We start from the raw sequence: 17378 nt of genomic DNA, 5'->3' as shown, positions 1-17378 counted from the left end.
GATGAGTTCGGGCCCGTCGAGGCCCAGTCCGCATGACGGATCTCCCCGGTCAGCCGCCCCGCTGGATGTGAACCTCCTGAGAGTCTCGGGGCCGTGGAAGGCGAGATCCAGGTTTATGCAGCTCAGCGGCACTACACCACAGAAACGCAAATGAGAACCTGTGGGGGACAAGGCTATTGGGCTTGCGTGACGAGGTTGACGCATCTAGTGTTGGTTTTACACACACGAACCATCGGGGAGCCCTTGGTGCAGCAGAAATACTGCTGGCCGGAAAGGTTCTCAAATGAACATCTCACAACGCGAGGTCGTAGGCCGCGGCTGGACGAAGAATCTCATCGTGAAGTACCTGCGCCCCTATGGGATTCGGGACGATGTCGCGGCAAATGACCACACATCGCCGTGGTCGTTCGACCTGGAGGCGGTCGAACGACTGGAGGCCGAGGAGCCGGAGATTCGGGAGCTTGTCGAGGCTCATGCCCAGGCCGCACAGCGTGCTGCATCGACGGAGAAGCTCCGCGCCACCCTCGCGGCCAAGAAGGAAGCTGCCGCCGAGCTGGACCGGGCGTTGGCTCGCGACGCGGGGTTCCCGGAGTCGTCGGCGTGGCTCCAGGGCCTCGCGCCGAAGGTTCTCAAGTCCGCGCCTGCGTTCACCAGCGCCAGGGGTGCCGGGTGGCGGGTGCTCGCGAAGGCGGGGCCGGTGGTCGGGGATCGGATCGAGGTGAATCTGGCTCCCCAACAGGGACTCGCGCGCCCACCGAAGGAGCAGGAGGTGACCGCCGTCAGTCCGCTCGGCGCGCGCGATGGCGTGCTGTGGGTGCTGCTCGGTGTCGATGATCCGGAGCGGCTCGTTGAGAAGCGTGCCGCAGCTGAGAAGGCGGCGAAGGCGAAGGCTGAGGCCGAGCGCATCGAGGCTCTCAAGCGCGCCAAGGCGGCGCAGGAGGAGGCGTTGAGGAAGGCTGAGGCGGATGCTCGGCAGGCGGAGGTTCTGGCTCGGTCGAAGCTGGCCCACCGGGAGGAGACGGAGCGGGTCAGCTCGCTCTCGGTCGAAGCTGCACGCGACGAGGTGGTGCTTCACACGGAGCAGTGTCTCCGGCAACTGGAGATCGCGCCGGAGGCGCTACTGGACCTCCGGCTGCGGCGCGACGCTGCCGTAAACGGGAAGTCCGAGATGCGCATTCGATCAATGGCGGTGGAGGTGGCTGTGGCGGGCAGGCTTGACGTACCAGCGAACCCGGGCGACCTGTTTGGGTGGCGCACCGTGGTTGCTGACGTCGAGGAGGCATTCCGTAGGGCTCGGGCTGGTCGGTTGCCGATGACGGTGCTCAACAAGCGCCGGACCAAGGAGGTCCCCGTTGCGGCCAGGTTCGTGAGCCTGTCGGGGGATTGGCGGATCGTGGCCCACTCTGACGCGATCCAGGGCGAGCACGTGACCGTGACGAAGAATGGCGGGGAGAGGAAGTCGATGCTCATCAACTCCGACCTGGTGCACCTCGGCCAGTTCGATGGCCGCGACCTGCTGCTGATACTCGACTTCGAGGACGTGCAGTCGTGAGGGGGACCGACTTCATCACCCTGACCAGGGCGGGGCGCATCCTGAGCCGCGACCCGCGGACGGTTGCCTCGATGATCCGCAGGGGCGAACTGGCGGCTTTCGAGGTGGCGGGCCGCAGGGTGGTGAAGGAGTCCGACGTGCGCGCACTTCTGAATCCCGTGCCGGTCGCGACGCAACGGCTGTCGTTGAGCCCGTCGCGGGCGGGTAAGCGCCTCGGAATGTCCACATCGACGGTGACGCGTCGGGTACACGACGGGGAGCTGGCCGGGTATCGGGTCGGCAGGTTCATCCGGATCCCGGAGGCCGAGGTCGAGCGGTATGCCGACGAGCTGATGGTGCAGATGGTCCGGGAGGACGAGGCCGGGATCGAGGACGATCCCAACCGGTGACGGGTCCCGCACGCAGCAGCCCCTGACCACGCTGGTCAGGGGCTGTTCTTGTGTCCGTCGGTCCCCTCGCCGGCCTTCGCGTTTCTGTTCCTCTGGTGTAGCGGACTCGAGCCTGCTCGGCCCAACATGTGAGGCATAACCGACGACGGGATCGACCCCGTACTCGCGCCCGTCCGTGACTTATTGCACCAAATCAGCGCGGCCGGGGCTGACAGGCCGCGGTGTACCTGGCGTGGCAGATCGAGGCGCTGGGCGCGGTGGTGAACCAGCTACGTGACGAGCTGCAGTGACCATCGGGTCCGCCGGGGGCCTAGGCCGGCATCTTGTTTGACTTCGAACGGTTGCATCGCCAGCAGAGTGCCTGGAGGTTGTCGGCGGTTGACATGCCGCCGCGCGACACCGGGATGATGTGGTCGATCTCCAGGAGCAGGCTCGGCTCGACCGCTACCGATGCCGAGCAGTTCCGGCAGGCGTACCCGTCGCGTGCCTTGATCGAGTTCCGCAGTGAGGAGGTCATCAGTGCGCGTTGGCCTGCGGCGCTGTTCCGGAACCGGATCCGCTGCGCCATCATCTCTATCAGCGCGTCGATGGTCTGGCCGTGCATGTCGACGACGGTTCGTTGGGAGCTGTTGCCTCCCGCGCTGACGTACTCGAATACATAGCGGGGGTAGGGGACCTCGATGGGCGAAAGGGCGACGCCGACCTGTTTCATGAACTCGTCCGCGTAGTGCTTGAGTATGAATGCTGGTGGGGTGAACGACTGGGTGATCTGCTGCTCGCGCGTCTGGAGGTTCGCGAGCGCGTTCTCCAGGCGGCTGATGTCCCGACCGGACGCCTCAACCGCCGTGAGGTGCTCTTCATCAGGCTTGATGCTGAAGTACTTCATCACGTACTTGAGTGGGTCGGAGCTGGCGCTGCGCACGACCTGGAGTGAGCAGTTGTGGACATTGGTCGCCCCGTAATCCGCGGTGTTGCGGTCACGCTGGTACTGGTGCCTGCTGGTGTTCTCGAATCGTGCGAGGTGCGCGTGTTGCCCGGTCGACGATCTGCCCAGTTGGAAGGATCCCGAGTGTCGAATCTCGCTGACGTAGCTGGCGATCTCGTTGTGCTCGTTGACTACGCCCGCGATACGAACCTTCTGCGCTTGGAAGGGCTCACTGGCGAAGTAACGCTTCATCCGCATGTAGCGGATCGCGCGGTACGTCACGTAGACAGCGGCGGCTGCGCCCGCGACGGCGAGCAACGTAGGCAGCAGCTTCAGGATGAACTTGACGACGGCGGCGATGATCGCAATGACGATGATGAGTGCTACGAGATATGGCATGTGCGGCGTGGGTCCTTCGCGTGTTTCTCAGCGTGAGCGAACGGACATTATCAATTCCTGGGTGCCCGGGATCCGCGAACCGTCGTGAAGGGGTGCTCAACGCGTGAGGGGCTGTTGTTGTTCCTGTCGGTCCCCAGGCCGGCGTTCGCATTCCTGTTCCTCTGGTGTAGCTCCCCGAGTCCGGTCAGCGCCATCGCGGCTACGATCACGCCACACCAGGTGCGTCACCACGGCGACGGTGTGGCCGCAATCGCGGCAGTACAGGGTGCGCCGCCGGGTGAGGTTGTCGAAGCCGAGGAGAACCCGACGTGGGCGGTACGGCACGCCGCACTGCGGGCAGCTCATCGGCAGCTTCTCGACCCAGGGCATGGCCGGACGTACGACCGGGGACCGACACGCCTGGCTAGTACAGGCGGTCCCACTCGGGTAATTGATCTGCGCCGTGGTGCAGCCATTTGGCTATGACAGCTTGAAGAGGCCCCGGCTCGACGGCTAGACCTGGCCCCGTTTGCGACTCGCCGGTGGTGTTGCGACGGTTTGATCTGGCCCCACCTGATGGTTGCTCGTGAACATCGTTTCCGAGCCGAAGCAGGTGGTGGCCAATGATGGGATCGAAGGTGGAGCTGTTCGCGCAGATCCGGCGGGACGCCCGGGTCGAGGGCATGAGTATCCGGGCGTTGGCTCGCAAGCATGGCGTGCACCGGAGGACGGTGCGGCAGGCGTTGTCATCGGCGGAGCCGCCGCCGCGGAAGACGCCGGAGCGGTCGTCGCCGCGGTTGGACCGGTTCAAGGCGGCGATTGATGAGATGTTGCGGTCGGATCTGGATGCTCCGCGTAAGCAGCGGCACACCGCGACGCGGATCCGGGAACGCCTGGCGATCGAGCACGATGCGGTCGAGTTGTCGTATTCGACGGTGCGGGACTACGTGCGGGTCCGGCGGGCGCAGATCGAGGTGGAGGCCGGCCGCCGGACGGAGGTGTTCATCGCCCAGGACCACGCCCCGGGCGCGGAGGCGGAGGTCGACTTCGGCGAGGTCTGGGTGATCCTGGGCGGGGTGAAGACCAAGTGCCACATGTTCGTCTACCGGCTCTCGCACTCGGGCAAGGCCATTCACCGGGTCTATCCGACCGGCGGGCAGGAAGCGTTCCTCGAAGGGCACGTCGAGGCGTTCCGCGAGCTCGGCGGGGTCCCGACCCGGCATATCCGCTACGACAATCTCACCTCGGCGGTGGTCGCGGTCCTGCAGGGCGGAGACCGGCGGCGACAGGAGAACCCGCGGTGGACGTTGTTTCACTCGCACTACGGATTCGATCCGTTCTACTGCCAGCCCGGCATCGCCGGGGCGCACGAGAAGGGCGGCGTTGAAGGCGAGGTCGGATGGTTCCGCCGCAACCGGCTGACCCCAATGCCGCAGGTCGAGTCCCTCGATGAGCTCAACGAGCAGATCAAAGCCTGGGAGGACCGCGACGAGGGCCGCCGGATCGACGGACGACTGCGCACCATCGGCCAGGACTACGAGCACGACCGAGCAGCGCTCGCGCCGCTGCCGGTGGAGGATTTCGACCCGGGCCTGATCCTCACACCACGGGTCGATCGGTCGGCGATGATCACCGTTCGGATGGTGAAGTATTCGGTGCCGGCGCACCTGATCGGCCGCCGAGTCCGCGTCTCACTACAAGCCTCCCAGCTGCTGGTCTACGACGGCCGGACCCTGGTCGCGCGGCATCCACGGGTCGCCGGCCGCGGCACCGCGAAGATCGACCTCGACCACTACCTCGAGGTGCTCAAGTTCAAACCCGGTGCCCTGCCGGGATCAACGGCGTTGGCGCAGGCCCGCGCTGCCGGGGTGTTCACCGCCAGCCATGATGCGTTCTGGGCCGCCGCCCGACGAGTCAACGGCGACACCGACGGCACCAGCGAGCTGATCGACGTCCTGCTGCTGCACCGCAGCCTGCCCGCCGCGGCGGTGATCGCCGGCATCGATGCTGCATTGCGGGTCGGGGCGGTGAGCGCCGAGGTCGTCGCCGTTGAGGCTCGCCGCGCCGAAGCCCGCCTGCTCGCGCACGCCTCGGTCGCTGCCGACCAGACAGGTGGGGCCAACGCTGGCCGTCATCTCGATCGCCATGCCGAACGACGCGAGCAACGAGTTGTCAGCCTCACCCAACGACGGCTCGCAGACCCCGCGGCGGTGATCGCCGGCCTGCCACCCGACCGGCGACCGCTGCCCAGCGTTACGGCCTACGACCGCCTGCTCCCGCAGCACCGGCGACGCACTGCCTCCGACGCGCTACCTGCGTCGCTGGACCCACCACCGATTGAGTCGCTGGACCCACCACCGATTGAAAGGCCCACCCGGCTATGACCGCAACCGCCAATAAGAACCAGACGAATGCGCTGGCCCCGTCGTTGCGCCGCCGGGGCGGCCTCACCGAAGAAGCCGCCCTCGCCGCCGTTGACCAGGCCTGCCGGCGCCTACGCCTGCCGACAGTGCGGTCGATGATCGACCAGCACCTCACCGCCGCCGCCAAGCAGCAATTGTCCTACCAGGGGTTCCTCGCCGAACTCCTGCTCGCCGAAGTCGACGACCGGGACCGCCGCTCCACTGTTCGCCGCGTCAAAGCCGCGGGGTTCCCGCGGGAGAAGTGGCTGGCGGACTTCGACTTCGACGCCAACCCCGACATCGAACCCGCCACCATCCACCAGCTCGCCACCGGCGACTGGATCCGCCACGGACTGCCGCTCTGCCTCATCGGCGACTCCGGAACCGGCAAATCCCATCTGCTGATCGGATTGGGAACCGCTGCCGCCGAGCAAGGCTTTAGAGTCCGCTACACCCTCGCCACCAAACTAGTGAACGAGCTGGTCGAGGCCGCTGACGAGAAGCAGCTCGCGAAGACCATCAACCGCTACGGCCGCGTTGACCTGCTCATCATCGACGAGCTCGGCTACATGGAACTCGATCGCCGCGGCGCCGAACTGCTCTTCCAAGTCCTCACCGAACGCGAAGAGAAGAACAGCGTCGCGATCGCTTCCAACCAGTCCTTCTCCGGCTGGACAGACACCTTCACCGACCCACGACTCTGCGCCGCGATCGTCGACCGGCTCACCTACCGCGGCACCATCATCGAAACCGGCACTCACAGCTACCGCCTGGCTCACACCGAAGCAGCAGCTACCGCGGGCTAAGCGCGGCGTTCGTCCTTGACTACCGACAGATGCCGGCGCAAGGCCCGGTTCTGGTGAGTGACATAAACCACGGTCCACCGGGTCGTCAGGTTCGGCAGTGGCTCCCCGTCTTTAATCTTCACCCGGACCGATACCTGATCACCGAGCTGATCATCACGCGCGATCACGAACTCGGCATACGCACGCACCGACTCGCGATCCCAACCAGTCGGCGCAACCACACTGCGCACCCGCGGCCGCCCATCCACACCCCGGACTCTAGCGGCTCAGGGCCCCACTCAGGTGGGGCCGAATGAAACCGCCCTACCGGGGCCAGATCAACTTGACATAGCCAGCCATTCGAGTGTTTCGGCACTGAGGGCATCTTCGAGGGGCCATCGGTGCCCTACGCGTAGTCGAGATGAACCTGACGGCAGCAAACCCTTGAGCGCGGTAGCTATCGGACGCAGGGTCGGATCGAATTTTGCGAAACGCCCGATGACGTGTGCGACGAGCACCCCGAGTGGTGGATCTGCTTCATTCGAGAAGAGTCCGTCGCTTACATGTGGGCTGTCGACGACTGCCCCGCCCGACTGAGTCTGGATCGCAGCGAGCAGGTGATCGAGCATGACGAGCGTCAGCCTGGTCCAGCAGCCAAGGTCGGCCACGCACACGACATCAACAGACTCCCGTGGGTTGCGAGGCGCGTACTCCTGGAGGACTCGCTCGATGTTCGCAGCAGGACGTGAGGTTGCGCCCTGCCAAGCGTGTGAATGGGCGAGGACGCCGAACAGGATTGGCGAGATCAGCTCGTCTCTGAGAGTGCGATCGGGAGTTGGCATAAGCGCTCGGAGCTCGGCCGCGGATTCGCACGCTTCTCTGATGCCAGCCGCATCGAGAGTCATTTTCACGCTGAACGCTGCAACGACCCCCGAAGCGAGCACGTGCGGTTGGTCGCGGAAGCCCTGAGGGTACGACGGGTGGTACACGATCAGGTCTACCTCCTTGGACAGGGCTGCACCGGCGCGAGAGTCCGCGACCAGGTACTTCCGTGTGCCAACGTGGTATTGAGGTGGCAGCCACTGTTCGAGGACCCTGCGCCATCCGGCCTCACCTATGTGACCTGCCTCTTGGTTCGAAGCGCCATGGGACTCAACGTACCGGTTACGGGCGCGGACGTAGTCCTCGGCAAGCCGGCGAGTGAACTCGTCGAACCACGTGGATCGGTCGGTCTCATTGAACTCTGGAGTCGGCACGGAGTGATTATCGCCGCGCTTGGGACGCCCGGTGGGTATTCCTAGCGCGGGGGTAGCTTCTCGACCCAGGGCATGACGGGGACCGACATCGGGTGAACTAGATCGCCTGGTTTCTCGGGCTGCGTCGGCAGCACAGTCGAGAATGGTGGTATGGAACGGCGGATCGACTTCTCGCGTGACCGGCACATGCTGTGCGACCGGTGTGAGCGACGGTGGCGGGTGGACCTGGCGTGGCTCGAACGTTGGGGTGAGGGAGCCGAGCGCTGCCCCGGCTGTGGCGTGAACTGTGAACCGGAAGACGCGCCTCGCGTCACTGTCGATCCTGACGACGCAGCCTTGGATGACGAGCTGGTGACCAGGCTCTTCTGGTATCACACCAGTACGTTCTCTGACTGGCCTACCAGGAACTTTGACCCCGCGGCGGATCTAGACGCGCGAACGCGTCGGATGCTGGGCGGGCCCCGGGTGGTCAAGGAATGGTCCGCTCGGCAACAGGCCAAGGCGCTTCACGTCGGCACGTACGAGGCTGCCGTCGAGAACATGCTCAGGCGTATGAGGAACCAGAACGACCTCGCGAGTCAGTTCTACCTTCTACCGGGTGCACCCTGAACCGTCGGCGGTGGTTCGAGAGGGGTGGACGCGTGAGACCAGTAACGGTGCTGGTGATGTCCCCCTCGATGAGATCTGCCCGCCTGGGATCCATATCGCGAGGTACCTCAACTACTTCGAGGACCGTGGCGGCGTCTCCCTGGCCTTGGGGCGCGATGCCATCGCAGGCGTACAGCGGATTGAAGTGCCTCTAGACGATGCAGTGGACACTGATTGGGTGCGCCGCGTTTCGGGTGATCGAGGCGGCATCGCCCGACGCGCCCGACAGAGAAGCTAGCGACCTGCTAGGGCGCAATGACCTTCTCAGGTCCTTAGCGCCGCCGCTGCCGTCTCCGCGGGTCCTGACGGCGGGTCGTCATGCCTCCAGTTTGGTTGAGCTGTTGCCCGTAAACCTCCAGGGACCGTTCGCATCCGTGATCGGCTTCGACGGCGATGACCCGGCTCGATGGGCTCGGTGGGTCAGCTCGATGTTCAGCGTCGTCGCCCACCCGGGACGTGTGCTTGCAGCACTTGACGCCCAAGAGATCCAACCGCGCTGATAGGAGGATTCAACGTGATCGAGCGCACCGGACCTGCGATCCGTGAGGCCCTGCGGGAGGCTGCGCCCGACGAGCTGCCCGCGTTCGAGGTGGAGTTTCGTGCGGCGCTCGCGGACACCGAAATCGACTTCGATGCCGCTCGTATCGATGAGGTCCTCACCCGGTGGTGGGCCGCGGCAGTCCTGGCGTCAGATCCGGTCCCGGTGGAGGAAGTGGCGTTTGCTCACCGATGCATGTCAGAACCCGGATTGACGCTCGGGCAGGCAGCGAAGCAGCTTGGGGTGTCCTGCGACGAGGTGGAGCGGCGAGTCCGCGACGGTGCGCTCCGCGGGTACTGGCTGGGCCATCCGCCCAGGCGCTTCCGCATCTCTTGAGCGAGGTAGAGCGCGCCTAGACCAACTGATGGTCCAGATGGTCCGGGCTGACGAGGCCGGGATCGAAGACGACCGCAACCTGCGAGATGCGGTTCCGACGAGCCACCGACCTACGAAGCGGCGACGACCTTCCATCGGATCTCGACGAATGGAGCGGTGTATTCGCCGCCGTAGATGTTCTCGTGTTGAACCTTGATGATCTCCACGGTGGCTAGTCGCCCGTGCTCGTTCATGAGCACCACGGTGTCGCCTTCGCGCGCTATCACGCTGCGTCCGGGTACCAGTTGTCCAGCGAGTTCGTGATCGTCGACGCCATCGGTTCGGAGTATCCCGACAGCTTTGATCTGGTCCTTGTACACGTAGATCGAGTCCGGTCCGTGGGAGGTCGCTTTGAACGCGAACTCGGAGTCTCCGAGACCCCATCGGTATGCGTTACCTGGCGCGTCGGCGAATGCGAAGCGCACTTCGCCTTCCACTGACGGATTCCGCCACTGGGACGGCTCAGTCCGCAAAGCCTGCCTTTCGAGCCGCGCGGCCCGCTCCCGCAGTGTGGCGACAGGTGTGGCGCTGTCACGGTTCGCGGGTAGTCCCTCGATCCACCGCCACAGGTCCTCGACCTGTTCGGAGCCGGGGAAGTCGGCTGGCGAGGACGGATCGTAGTTGAACGAAATCCCTTTCGGTTGATCCTCCGCAAGCCACGCCGGGAGCCGGAAATTCAGGTTGTCCTTGAATAGCACGGCGACCCAGGTATCAGGCCGCTCGGCGTAGACCTCCGAGATTGATCGGTTCTCCTGGCTCACACCCGAATCGGGACGATTGTCTGCTCGATCCACGTAGTTGTCATCCACGATGAGCAGCACGTGCCTGCTGTCGACGACGCGGCGCATGAAGCCCGTGAGCTGGTCACCGTAGTCAAGATCGGCATCGATGAGCACGTCGAACCCGAGGGCCTTGAGTTGGCTCGCGAGAAGCCGCACCCACTGGCGGTGCTGGTCCGAGGTCCACGCATACGAGATGAACAGATCTGCGCTCACGGTTCTCCTATCGGTCGGCCTCCGCCGAGGTTCCCAGATTTGGGCGGGTCGCCGGGCTGAGTTCGCGGACCGACACCCTCCCAGTCAGAGGTCGAACCACGGCACCGAGTGTTGCGCGATGTGCGCTGTTACCGCGGACGGGACGACCGTCAGGTGCAGCGCGCCGGTGTCGAGCTGGTGGAGCCGAACCTCGTATCGACCGGGATCGACGGGAAGTCGCGTCGAGTACGTACCGATGGGCTGCTCGTCCTCGAACTGCGCGGCCATCGTGATCTGGGTGTAGTCGGTGAGCCAGAGACCACCTTCTGCGACATCGACGACGGACGACGCCTCGCGAGCCACCACAGCAGACAGGGCCGGTGGGCCGTAGGTGAGTTGATGTAGCGCAGCGTCCTGGCCGACGTACGCGGCGAACATCGATCTGGCCGTCATCTGCTCGGTGAAGCGGGTCGTGATCTGTTCGAGGGTCCAGTTCCTGTCGATGTAACTGTCGTAGCTGTCGGGGGTGATGAGCAGCACGAATCCGTCGTCGTCGACTTGGAAGTTGGTCTCGTTGTCGAGGTCAGTCACGCCTGAAGGGTATGTGTCTCGACGGGCTCGTGCGCATCACGTGGCGCCCGTTCAGGCCCGTGTCGGGCCTGGGAAGTCATCCAGCGAAGCACGTTGCACAGCCGTGTACAGTTTCGTACAATTATGTACATGACTCATGCTGAGCCTGTTTCAGCGAGCGACGCTCGTGCAAAGTTCGCGTCGATGATCGCTACTGCGCAGGCAGGGGTCGTCGTCCCCATCACTTCTCACGGACGCGTCCAGGCGTATCTGACGCCTCCCTCGTTCGTGGAGGGAGAACAGCCAGAGGGCGTACTTGTGCCGTATGGCGTCTTCGGAACCTATGCCCTCAGGGCGCTGTTGCATGAGGCGAAGTGGCTCGTCGAGGTGGGAAACGTCCTTGGGGCTGGAGATCCGGCCGGATCGATCTTCTGGCACCTGTGGAAGGAAGAGCGCGCTAGCCTGGTCGGCTACTTCGCGGACTACTTCGTGGAGGTTCTGCGAGGCTTCGAGGAGGCTGCGGATACCGGCAGCCAAGTAGGTGTGCCCGCCGTGGAGGATGTCGTCCACGCTGTAACGATGGGGCTGCCCCACGCTGCCCATGCCGTTGAAGGCGATATCCGCGATCACCTACTGGCCGGCATGCGGAGCAGGCTTGTTGGAGCGGAGGCTGCGTTACTGCTGGGTGTAGCTCCCTACGCATGCGATCTTGGAGACATTCAGCGTGTCCCCGACATAGATGATCCCAATCCTGAGCCATACAGGCGTCCTCCGCGGTTCATCCCCGACGAGATGCTGAACATGACTGGTATCGATGCCTGGCGAGAACGCAAAGCGTCCGTTCTTCGCTGGGCTGCCCGTCGTCAGGAACCTTGGACACTCGCGACTGCGGCGAAGGTGCTCCCGGCTGATCTGCTGCCCCATCTTGCTCTGATACTGGCAGAGCTGGTCGACCAAGGCCGGCTCGCGTGCGAGAACGGGTGGTACTCGGCGCAGCCCGCCTAGAAGCAGGATCGGGCCGCGGAGGACAAGTGGTTGCAGCGGGGACCGACATGTTCCTATTCTGATTCGCTTGGTGTAGTCAAAGTTATTGGGCCACAATATGACACGCTCACGTCAGTCGGGTCGCGATGGTACTGTGGATCCCGAGCGAGGTTAGGGACCCACTCATTCGGTACCAGTGCGGCAACAGCCCGGGGGTGTGTGCCCCGGGCTGTTGTGTTTCCGACCAGGTCGGTTGGCGTCAGAAGAGGCCGTCAGCATCGAAGCTGACGGCCTCTTTCGCATGTGTCCTAGCGCGGTCCCGCCGGGACCGGAGTCCCGTAGGTCCCCGCCCCGGCCGGGATCGGTACCGCGGATTCGTGCGACAGGCACCCAGCAGGGGCGCTCCCGCTTCCCGAGGGCGGGCACGTGACAACGTGCACCCGCTGGTGTGGAGTATCCAGGCCGACCCCGGCGGCGTGGGCCTGGCACAGGTCAGACGGGTTCCCCTCGCCCGGCGAGGGGCAGTAGATCGTTCGAGTGCTTGTGCTGCTGGTCGGTCCCCCTGCTGCGGCGGGGCGCTCGGGCGGCAGCGAGCAACTGGTGACCGCGACGACGCTGAACAGGGCTGCGCCGCAGGCCAGGCGGGTGAGAAGCTTCATGGGGCCTCCGAGATCAGGTATCGACTGGTGTCAACTGTAGTTGACGAGGCGCGAATGTGCCAGCGCTACACCATGTCTCAAGAAATAGGAACCTCATGACGAGCGACCACGACGCCCAGCGGGAGTACGACGAGAGCCCCGAGCTGCGCGAGACCCTCCGCCGCGCCGCCGAGGAGCCGACGGTCCGGCGCACGTACCAACACCGCGATCTGCCGCCAGAGGTGCAAGAGATCGTCGAGCGGGGACTGTCGGTCCCCCGTGAGGGCCTGCAACCCCGACCACCGCGCCGTCACCGGTGACCTCCTCGGTGCGGCGCTGATCATGATGATCTGCAGGACGTTGAGGCCAGTGCGCGGTGCTACCGAGTTCTGCCCTTCGACCTGCGCCTGGACCGGCCGCCGATAGCGGGGTCGACACGTTGACAGTGCCGGGTTACAGCCCCCACTTTGCGAGCATATCGCCTTCCTCGTCACGCACCCGCCGCACATCGACCGCATGCGCATCGATACCAGACCGCAGTACCGGATCGTCGCCGTAGCGCTGGTAAGCCCAGTTTAGCCAGTGCTCCAAATCTGACGCCGACTGCTGATTTGCATAGTCAACGTCTCCTTCGGTGTGCGTCTTCCATGGAAGGCCGCGTCCGCGTAAGAAGCGGTCAACTGCCACGAGCTCGCGCAGGTCCTGCTCAACGTCAGATACGTGCACAGAATAGATTTCATCAAGCACAGGGTCTGCGAGCTCGGCTAGCAACGTCGCAGCCGGGATCGACGAGACCCCGTCGACGTCTGCAGCAACTATCGCGTCCCAGATGTCTCGCGCGATCAGAGCGTGCACCAACGGCACACCATCAAGTGAAGCCATCGACCCACTGTCGTCACTATCGCCATTCTCGGCTCGCCACGCGAACCAGAGGGCGGTGTTCTCCGCGATCGGGGCGCAGACCTCCGCAATCGTATCTTGCCGATACCGGTAAAACTGATCCTCCAGGGACAGCCGCTCGCTATCGAGCCCATTGAAAAACGCCACTAACGGAGCCGTGTTCGCCGAGTCCACCATGCTGTTGATGCCGCCGTACCCGTCGTAGCGGCCCTTCATTGCAAGCCCCAGCGGTCGACAGCCTTGCGGTCCCAACCACCGTAGCGGTACCCACACCGCCTCCGAATACCCGAGGCACACACTGGTGATCGCGCAATTGACGTCGAACGTCCCCATAGCGGCGATCCTACGCCGCCTGCCGGGAGCGGCGGGGGTGCCGCAGTCGAACGCGGCCTGCTCGGCGCGGTGATGACCAGGCCGGTGTTGTTGCCGATGGAACGCGCGGCGTCACGTGTGGTCTGGTCTATACCGCTGGGCGCGACCTGATATTGAATCATCAAGGGCCCTGCACTCGGCGTTCCAAACCGTGCTCACCGGTGCCCGCTCCTGTGAGGCACCGGGACACCGGCACGGCGCAGTCGGCTTGCGGTGTTCGCGGCGGCGCGGCGGTCCGACGGCGTCGCGGCTAGGTTGATCCAGCGGGCGTCGGTCCCCTCGGGCGGCATGAGCTTGTAGTGCTTGCGGCCCTTCACGAGCGTCCACCCGGCGGCCTGGGCAGCAGCGATCATCCTGGCGCGGTCCACGTCAGCGCCCCTCGGTCTCAGGGGACCGACTCGCCGGCCCCCGGCTGGTCCGCGTGCCGGCGAGGACCCGACGGAGCCAGGGCCAGCGGGGAGGAGCCAGATCAGCAGGATCACGAAGGCCATGTACCCGAAGAAGATGATCTCGTTGGTCCTCACGCCGCAGCCTGCGCCGTTGGCGGCTCGGGCACGGTGACCCCGGCGCGACAGAGCTTCCCGGCGAACCGCTTCACCGACGTGAGGTTCCCAGGATCGATGGCCGCGAGCTTGATCCACGGGGTGTCGGTCCCCGCCGGCGGGTCGAGTGGGAGGCCGTGATGGATCCCCGGGCGGCGAGTCCACCCGGCCTCGAACGCGGCATCAAGCACGTCGAGGAACCAGACCCGGGTTGCCTGATACTCCGCGAGCAAGTCCATGTAGCCCGTCACCAGATCCTGCACGTCACCCGCCTGGATCCGCTGGGCCAGGTGCGTATGGAACTCCAGCGGCGGCAGGCCCATCCGTGCCGCCGCGGCCTGCAAGTCGTCGATGAGGCCCCCGCTCATCAGATGAACCCGTCGGCGTCGGGCGTGAGATCCTTCGGGGCGAAGGGCTTCGCTGCGAACTGGTCCTCATTGGGTGAGCGGTCCTTCGGGTCGAACTGGCCCTGGCTGGTGTCGGTCCCCTTAGGCGCGGAGGGTGCCGACGGTGCAGTGGGCGCAGACGGAGCCGTCGGCCCAGGCTGCGTGGTGCCGATCGGACCGAAGTCGCCGTACGGGCGCGGCATCGGCGGCGGAGGCCCGGGATCGTCCTGGTGCTTGGCATCCCACTGGACCACCAGGTACAGCAACACGACGGCCACGATGATGCCGAGCGGCACCCACTTCAACACATCGACGACGCTCATGCGGCGCTCCTTCCAGCGGAGATGGCGGCGGCGAGGATCTCGGGCGGTGGCGGGGGAGCAGGAGGTGCGGGTGCGGTGGCCTCGTCGCGACGGCCTGCGTCCCAGAGCCAATTGCGATACGTGACTGTTTCATCCATGAGCGCCGTGTAGTAGTCCATCAGGCCATCCGTGATCCTGGTGCGCTGCGAGTCGCTCATGCTCGCCACATCCGGGCGCGCGTGGATCTCCTCGACCCTGGGCCACACCGCGGGCATGAAGACCTCGTAGGTGATTGCGCGCGACCGCTCGACGATGCGCTCTTCCATCGTCGGGACCGGTGGACGGAGGGCCGCGCGTCGCTTCGACTCCTTCTGCCCCCGGATCCCGCCCCACACGAACAGGCCGACCAGCACGACGACGAGGATGGCGATGCCGATGTCCTCCATCACGCCGCCTCCCGCCAGGTGCTGTACCAGCGCGCCAGCTCGACCATCGCGATCTCGGTGGCCACCTGGGAGACGAAACTGCTGTCCGTCGCGGCCCACACCTGCTCGATGGCGACATGGCTCTCCTTGCCCGCTGGGGCGAACGCAGCGGCCTTGACCGCATCCATGAGGGCCGGGCGGCGATGCTCGATCAGCTCGTGCGCGCGATGCCCAGCGACATCGCCGTCGAAGAAGCTGAGGTTCGTCGCGTACACACTCGCGGCCTGGTGCGCGCGGGCGTTGAGCAGGTCTGCGACGGCCATCCAGAGGTCGTCCCATGCCGAGGCGGGGCCGTCGACGGCCCGGTCGCCTGTGGAGGTTGCGGGGGTGGCGGCGAGGGCACGGACGGCGTCGTTGTGCCGCTGAGCATGCCCGGGTGTGGTGGGGTGCGCGGTCAAGTACTCCAGCTCCGCGATGGCCCAGTCTCGGATGTGTGTCATGTATTTCTCCATTTCATTTTGACAGTTTGTGTTTCAGCTGTGCCAGCCATGTTCGGCGGCATGTGCCCGCTGGGCGGTCCGATTCTGTCGGTCCCGGCGGGCCCTTATCCAGAACCCCAAGATGGTGACCGCGACCAGTCCGATAATCCCGAGTCCCACCGCCTTCACGGTATCTCCGAGGTCCGACATGCGTTCGGGGACAGAGGCCACCTCGGCCGCATTGGTGGTGTCGGTCCCCGGCGACGGAGTGGATTCGCCGGAAGAATTGTTGTTCGCGGTGATCCGAGATGCCACGGAAGGGCAGTACCGTGCGAGTTCTTGGAGGCTGCTGATCGGGCTCGCGGGGTTCTGCGGGATGCACTTCTCCAAGTCCGCGGAGCTGGCGCTGAGCACGGTGCCGCAATTGCTACCAGAGCCGCCCGAGGTGTACACCTTCATGCAGATCACGTCGGTGAATACCCGTTCGTTGAGTGGGCGACTCTTCTCGCTGCACCCCGCCACCGATGAGGCGAGGACGCCGACGGTGACAACGGTGGATGCGAGCTTCTTCTGGTTCACGGATCTCCTTTCTTGTCCGTCCCTGATTTTAGTGATCCGGAGGGGCCTGTGCCGACGAGTTTCTGAGCCCTGAGGTCCTGGCCGGCGACCTATCAGTTCCTAATAGTTTCGTCGGCCACTGGCAGGGATACTCGTGCTGGCAGAGCCATTTCTCAGACCGGGCCGAGGGGTGCAACCCAGGACTGCTCGACACAGAGCGTCTGTGTGGTCGGGCCGGGTGCCGCGGCGGGCCCGAACAGGCCCAGATCCCAGATCGACCGAGGGGGCCATGTCAGCCGTATTGGCCCCCTCGGAGGGAGCCCCAACCGTCGAAAACCCACCTACCAGACCCCCACGGTGCAGATGCGCACACCGACCGGCCCGCCGGGGACCGACCCCCAGAAACATCCCGAGGATCCTTGATCCACCTGAGCGGGCGGGCACCTGCGCGCACCCACGCACGTCACGTGCGCACCCGCCCGCACGCACACGCATCAGGTGGATACCTCACCGTCAGGATCAACAGAATCCGGAAACCACAGTTCCCAACCGACAACCTGGGGAGAAATTTTTTGAACAACAAATCGAAAATCTGAAAAATCAGAATCCGCACCCCCCGTACCCCTCATATGGGTATCTACACGGACGAAGTTGACACCCTTCGCCCGACTGATCGGATGCATACTGAGCCGAGCCTTCGTCTTCGAGTACGCCGTGTGTGAAGCGCGCGCAATGTACTCCACGCTGGACCCGGCGGGGCGGGTTGCAGCAAGCAGTTCCCATTTCATCTCTTCGCTTGCTTTCAGCGCCAGATGAAGCTCGTGGAGGACCTGGTGAACCTCGTTGATGGTGGGCTTGTGATCGTCGGCCCGGCACTTCTTGGCCAGCTCGATCAGAGGCTTCACTGCGCTGGTCAGCTCCTCCGTGTACGCGGGGACCAGGTGCTGCATGAAGTCGCGCGCGGCGCGGTTCGCGTGGGGATCCTTACGAGGCATGTTTC

Annotated in this window: 21 protein-coding genes; 8 read left to right on the top strand and 13 right to left on the bottom strand. The window is 65.0% G+C overall.

Features of this window, described 5'->3' with window-relative positions; translation table 11 throughout:
- Positions 1–283 precede the first annotated feature (283 nt).
- Positions 284–1552, top strand: a complete 1269-nt coding sequence (locus BLQ62_RS18980; RefSeq protein ID WP_068564617.1) for a hypothetical protein — start codon at positions 284–286, stop codon at positions 1550–1552.
- Complete coding sequence (locus BLQ62_RS18975; protein WP_068564619.1) at positions 1549–1941, top strand: helix-turn-helix domain-containing protein; 393 nt, start codon at positions 1549–1551, stop codon at positions 1939–1941. Before BLQ62_RS18980 ends, BLQ62_RS18975 begins: the two co-directional genes overlap by 4 nt.
- 310 nt (positions 1942–2251) lie before the next feature.
- Here the strand turns inward: BLQ62_RS18975 and BLQ62_RS18970 are convergent, their stop codons facing one another.
- Positions 2252–3265 carry an HNH endonuclease gene (locus BLQ62_RS18970; protein ID WP_082756255.1) on the bottom strand — a complete coding sequence of 338 codons (1014 nt, stop codon included), beginning with the start codon at positions 3263–3265 and terminating at the stop codon, positions 2252–2254.
- A 605-nt stretch (positions 3266–3870) separates the two neighbouring features.
- On the opposite strand from BLQ62_RS18970, the gene istA reads away from it, so the two are divergent.
- Positions 3871–5628: an IS21 family transposase gene (gene istA / locus BLQ62_RS18965; protein WP_231703188.1), complete on the top strand. Its 1758-nt coding sequence runs from the start codon at positions 3871–3873 to the stop codon at positions 5626–5628.
- Entirely contained in the window at positions 5625–6452 is an 828-nt protein-coding gene (gene istB, locus BLQ62_RS18960) for an IS21-like element helper ATPase IstB (protein WP_068526535.1), read from the top strand. The genes istA and istB overlap by 4 nt, the downstream gene beginning before the upstream one ends.
- Here the strand turns inward: istB and BLQ62_RS23520 are convergent.
- Together BLQ62_RS23520 and BLQ62_RS23515 are read right to left on the bottom strand one after the other, a co-directional pair.
- Positions 6449–6700, bottom strand: a complete 252-nt coding sequence (locus BLQ62_RS23520) for a hypothetical protein (protein ID WP_133298647.1) — start codon at positions 6698–6700, stop codon at positions 6449–6451. The genes istB and BLQ62_RS23520 overlap by 4 nt on opposite strands.
- 69 nt (positions 6701–6769) lie before the next feature.
- Complete coding sequence (locus tag BLQ62_RS23515) at positions 6770–7687, bottom strand: DUF6602 domain-containing protein (protein ID WP_139184255.1); 918 nt, start codon at positions 7685–7687, stop codon at positions 6770–6772.
- A gap of 150 nt (positions 7688–7837) precedes the next feature.
- On the opposite strand from BLQ62_RS23515, the gene BLQ62_RS23510 reads away from it, so the two are divergent.
- Positions 7838–8296: a hypothetical protein gene (locus tag BLQ62_RS23510; RefSeq protein ID WP_139184254.1), complete on the top strand. Its 459-nt coding sequence runs from the start codon at positions 7838–7840 to the stop codon at positions 8294–8296.
- Between the two features lie 553 nt (positions 8297–8849).
- Positions 8850–9209 (top strand): DUF6247 family protein, encoded by a 360-nt coding sequence (locus BLQ62_RS18945; RefSeq protein WP_082756793.1) that lies wholly within the window; start codon positions 8850–8852, stop codon positions 9207–9209.
- 110 nt (positions 9210–9319) lie between these two features.
- Here BLQ62_RS18945 and BLQ62_RS18940 read toward each other — a convergent pair whose 3' ends face one another.
- Together BLQ62_RS18940 and BLQ62_RS18935 are read right to left on the bottom strand one after the other, a co-directional pair.
- Positions 9320–10243 (bottom strand): toll/interleukin-1 receptor domain-containing protein, encoded by a 924-nt coding sequence (locus tag BLQ62_RS18940; protein WP_068567942.1) that lies wholly within the window; start codon positions 10241–10243, stop codon positions 9320–9322.
- An 84-nt stretch (positions 10244–10327) separates the two neighbouring features.
- Positions 10328–10813 carry a hypothetical protein gene (locus tag BLQ62_RS18935; RefSeq protein ID WP_068567944.1) on the bottom strand — a complete coding sequence of 162 codons (486 nt, stop codon included), beginning with the start codon at positions 10811–10813 and terminating at the stop codon, positions 10328–10330.
- Positions 10814–10942: 129 nt separating this feature from the next.
- Between BLQ62_RS18935 and BLQ62_RS23505 the strand changes: the two genes are divergently transcribed.
- Entirely contained in the window at positions 10943–11797 is an 855-nt protein-coding gene (locus BLQ62_RS23505; RefSeq protein ID WP_139184253.1) for a type II toxin-antitoxin system Phd/YefM family antitoxin, read from the top strand.
- Positions 11798–12530: 733 nt separating this feature from the next.
- Positions 12531–12734: a hypothetical protein gene (locus BLQ62_RS23500; protein ID WP_115391319.1), complete on the top strand. Its 204-nt coding sequence runs from the start codon at positions 12531–12533 to the stop codon at positions 12732–12734.
- 133 nt (positions 12735–12867) lie between these two features.
- Here the strand turns inward: BLQ62_RS23500 and BLQ62_RS18920 are convergent, their stop codons facing one another.
- From BLQ62_RS18920 to BLQ62_RS23485, 8 genes are all read right to left on the bottom strand, one after another.
- Positions 12868–13647, bottom strand: a complete 780-nt coding sequence (locus BLQ62_RS18920) for a hypothetical protein (protein ID WP_139184252.1) — start codon at positions 13645–13647, stop codon at positions 12868–12870.
- A gap of 194 nt (positions 13648–13841) precedes the next feature.
- Positions 13842–14054 (bottom strand): hypothetical protein, encoded by a 213-nt coding sequence (locus BLQ62_RS23495; RefSeq protein ID WP_139184251.1) that lies wholly within the window; start codon positions 14052–14054, stop codon positions 13842–13844.
- Positions 14055–14206: 152 nt separating this feature from the next.
- Entirely contained in the window at positions 14207–14596 is a 390-nt protein-coding gene (locus BLQ62_RS18910; RefSeq protein ID WP_068567956.1) for a hypothetical protein, read from the bottom strand.
- Positions 14596–14937 carry a hypothetical protein gene (locus BLQ62_RS18905; protein ID WP_068567958.1) on the bottom strand — a complete coding sequence of 114 codons (342 nt, stop codon included), beginning with the start codon at positions 14935–14937 and terminating at the stop codon, positions 14596–14598. The genes BLQ62_RS18910 and BLQ62_RS18905 overlap by 1 nt, the downstream gene beginning before the upstream one ends.
- On the bottom strand, positions 14934–15362 hold the full coding sequence (locus BLQ62_RS18900) for a hypothetical protein (RefSeq protein ID WP_139184250.1): 429 nt from the start codon (positions 15360–15362) through the stop codon (positions 14934–14936). The genes BLQ62_RS18905 and BLQ62_RS18900 overlap by 4 nt, the downstream gene beginning before the upstream one ends.
- The gene (locus BLQ62_RS18895) at positions 15362–15841 is read right to left on the bottom strand and encodes a hypothetical protein (protein ID WP_139184249.1); all 480 of its coding nucleotides are present in this window, start codon (positions 15839–15841) and stop codon (positions 15362–15364) included. The genes BLQ62_RS18900 and BLQ62_RS18895 overlap by 1 nt, the downstream gene beginning before the upstream one ends.
- A 33-nt stretch (positions 15842–15874) precedes the next feature.
- Positions 15875–16399: a hypothetical protein gene (locus BLQ62_RS23490; RefSeq protein WP_139184248.1), complete on the bottom strand. Its 525-nt coding sequence runs from the start codon at positions 16397–16399 to the stop codon at positions 15875–15877.
- Positions 16400–16872: 473 nt separating this feature from the next.
- Positions 16873–17373, bottom strand: coding sequence for a hypothetical protein (locus BLQ62_RS23485; protein WP_068567966.1), 501 nt, complete (start codon positions 17371–17373; stop codon positions 16873–16875).
- Positions 17374–17378 lie beyond the last annotated feature (5 nt).

It is taken from the genome of Tsukamurella pulmonis (assembly GCF_900103175.1).
GTDB classification, from domain to species: Bacteria; Actinomycetota; Actinomycetes; order Mycobacteriales; family Mycobacteriaceae; genus Tsukamurella; species Tsukamurella pulmonis.
This window is presented reverse-complemented; position numbering and strand designations above follow the sequence as displayed.

Coding starts and splice junctions, on each gene's coding strand:
- BLQ62_RS18980 (WP_068564617.1), top strand. CDS start 284: ATGAACATCTCACAACGCGAGGTCGTAGGCCGCGGCTGGACGAAGAAT.
- BLQ62_RS18970 (WP_082756255.1), bottom strand. CDS start 3,265: ATGCCATATCTCGTAGCACTCATCATCGTCATTGCGATCATCGCCGCC.
- istA (WP_231703188.1), top strand. CDS start 3,871: ATGGGATCGAAGGTGGAGCTGTTCGCGCAGATCCGGCGGGACGCCCGG.
- istB (WP_068526535.1), top strand. CDS start 5,625: ATGACCGCAACCGCCAATAAGAACCAGACGAATGCGCTGGCCCCGTCG.
- BLQ62_RS23510 (WP_139184254.1), top strand. CDS start 7,838: ATGGAACGGCGGATCGACTTCTCGCGTGACCGGCACATGCTGTGCGAC.
- BLQ62_RS23505 (WP_139184253.1), top strand. CDS start 10,943: ATGACTCATGCTGAGCCTGTTTCAGCGAGCGACGCTCGTGCAAAGTTC.
- BLQ62_RS23500 (WP_115391319.1), top strand. CDS start 12,531: ATGACGAGCGACCACGACGCCCAGCGGGAGTACGACGAGAGCCCCGAG.
- BLQ62_RS18920 (WP_139184252.1), bottom strand. CDS start 13,647: ATGGGGACGTTCGACGTCAATTGCGCGATCACCAGTGTGTGCCTCGGG.
- BLQ62_RS18910 (WP_068567956.1), bottom strand. CDS start 14,596: ATGAGCGGGGGCCTCATCGACGACTTGCAGGCCGCGGCGGCACGGATG.
- BLQ62_RS18905 (WP_068567958.1), bottom strand. CDS start 14,937: ATGAGCGTCGTCGATGTGTTGAAGTGGGTGCCGCTCGGCATCATCGTG.
- BLQ62_RS18900 (WP_139184250.1), bottom strand. CDS start 15,362: ATGGAGGACATCGGCATCGCCATCCTCGTCGTCGTGCTGGTCGGCCTG.
- BLQ62_RS18895 (WP_139184249.1), bottom strand. CDS start 15,841: ATGACACACATCCGAGACTGGGCCATCGCGGAGCTGGAGTACTTGACC.
- BLQ62_RS23485 (WP_068567966.1), bottom strand. CDS start 17,373: ATGCCTCGTAAGGATCCCCACGCGAACCGCGCCGCGCGCGACTTCATG.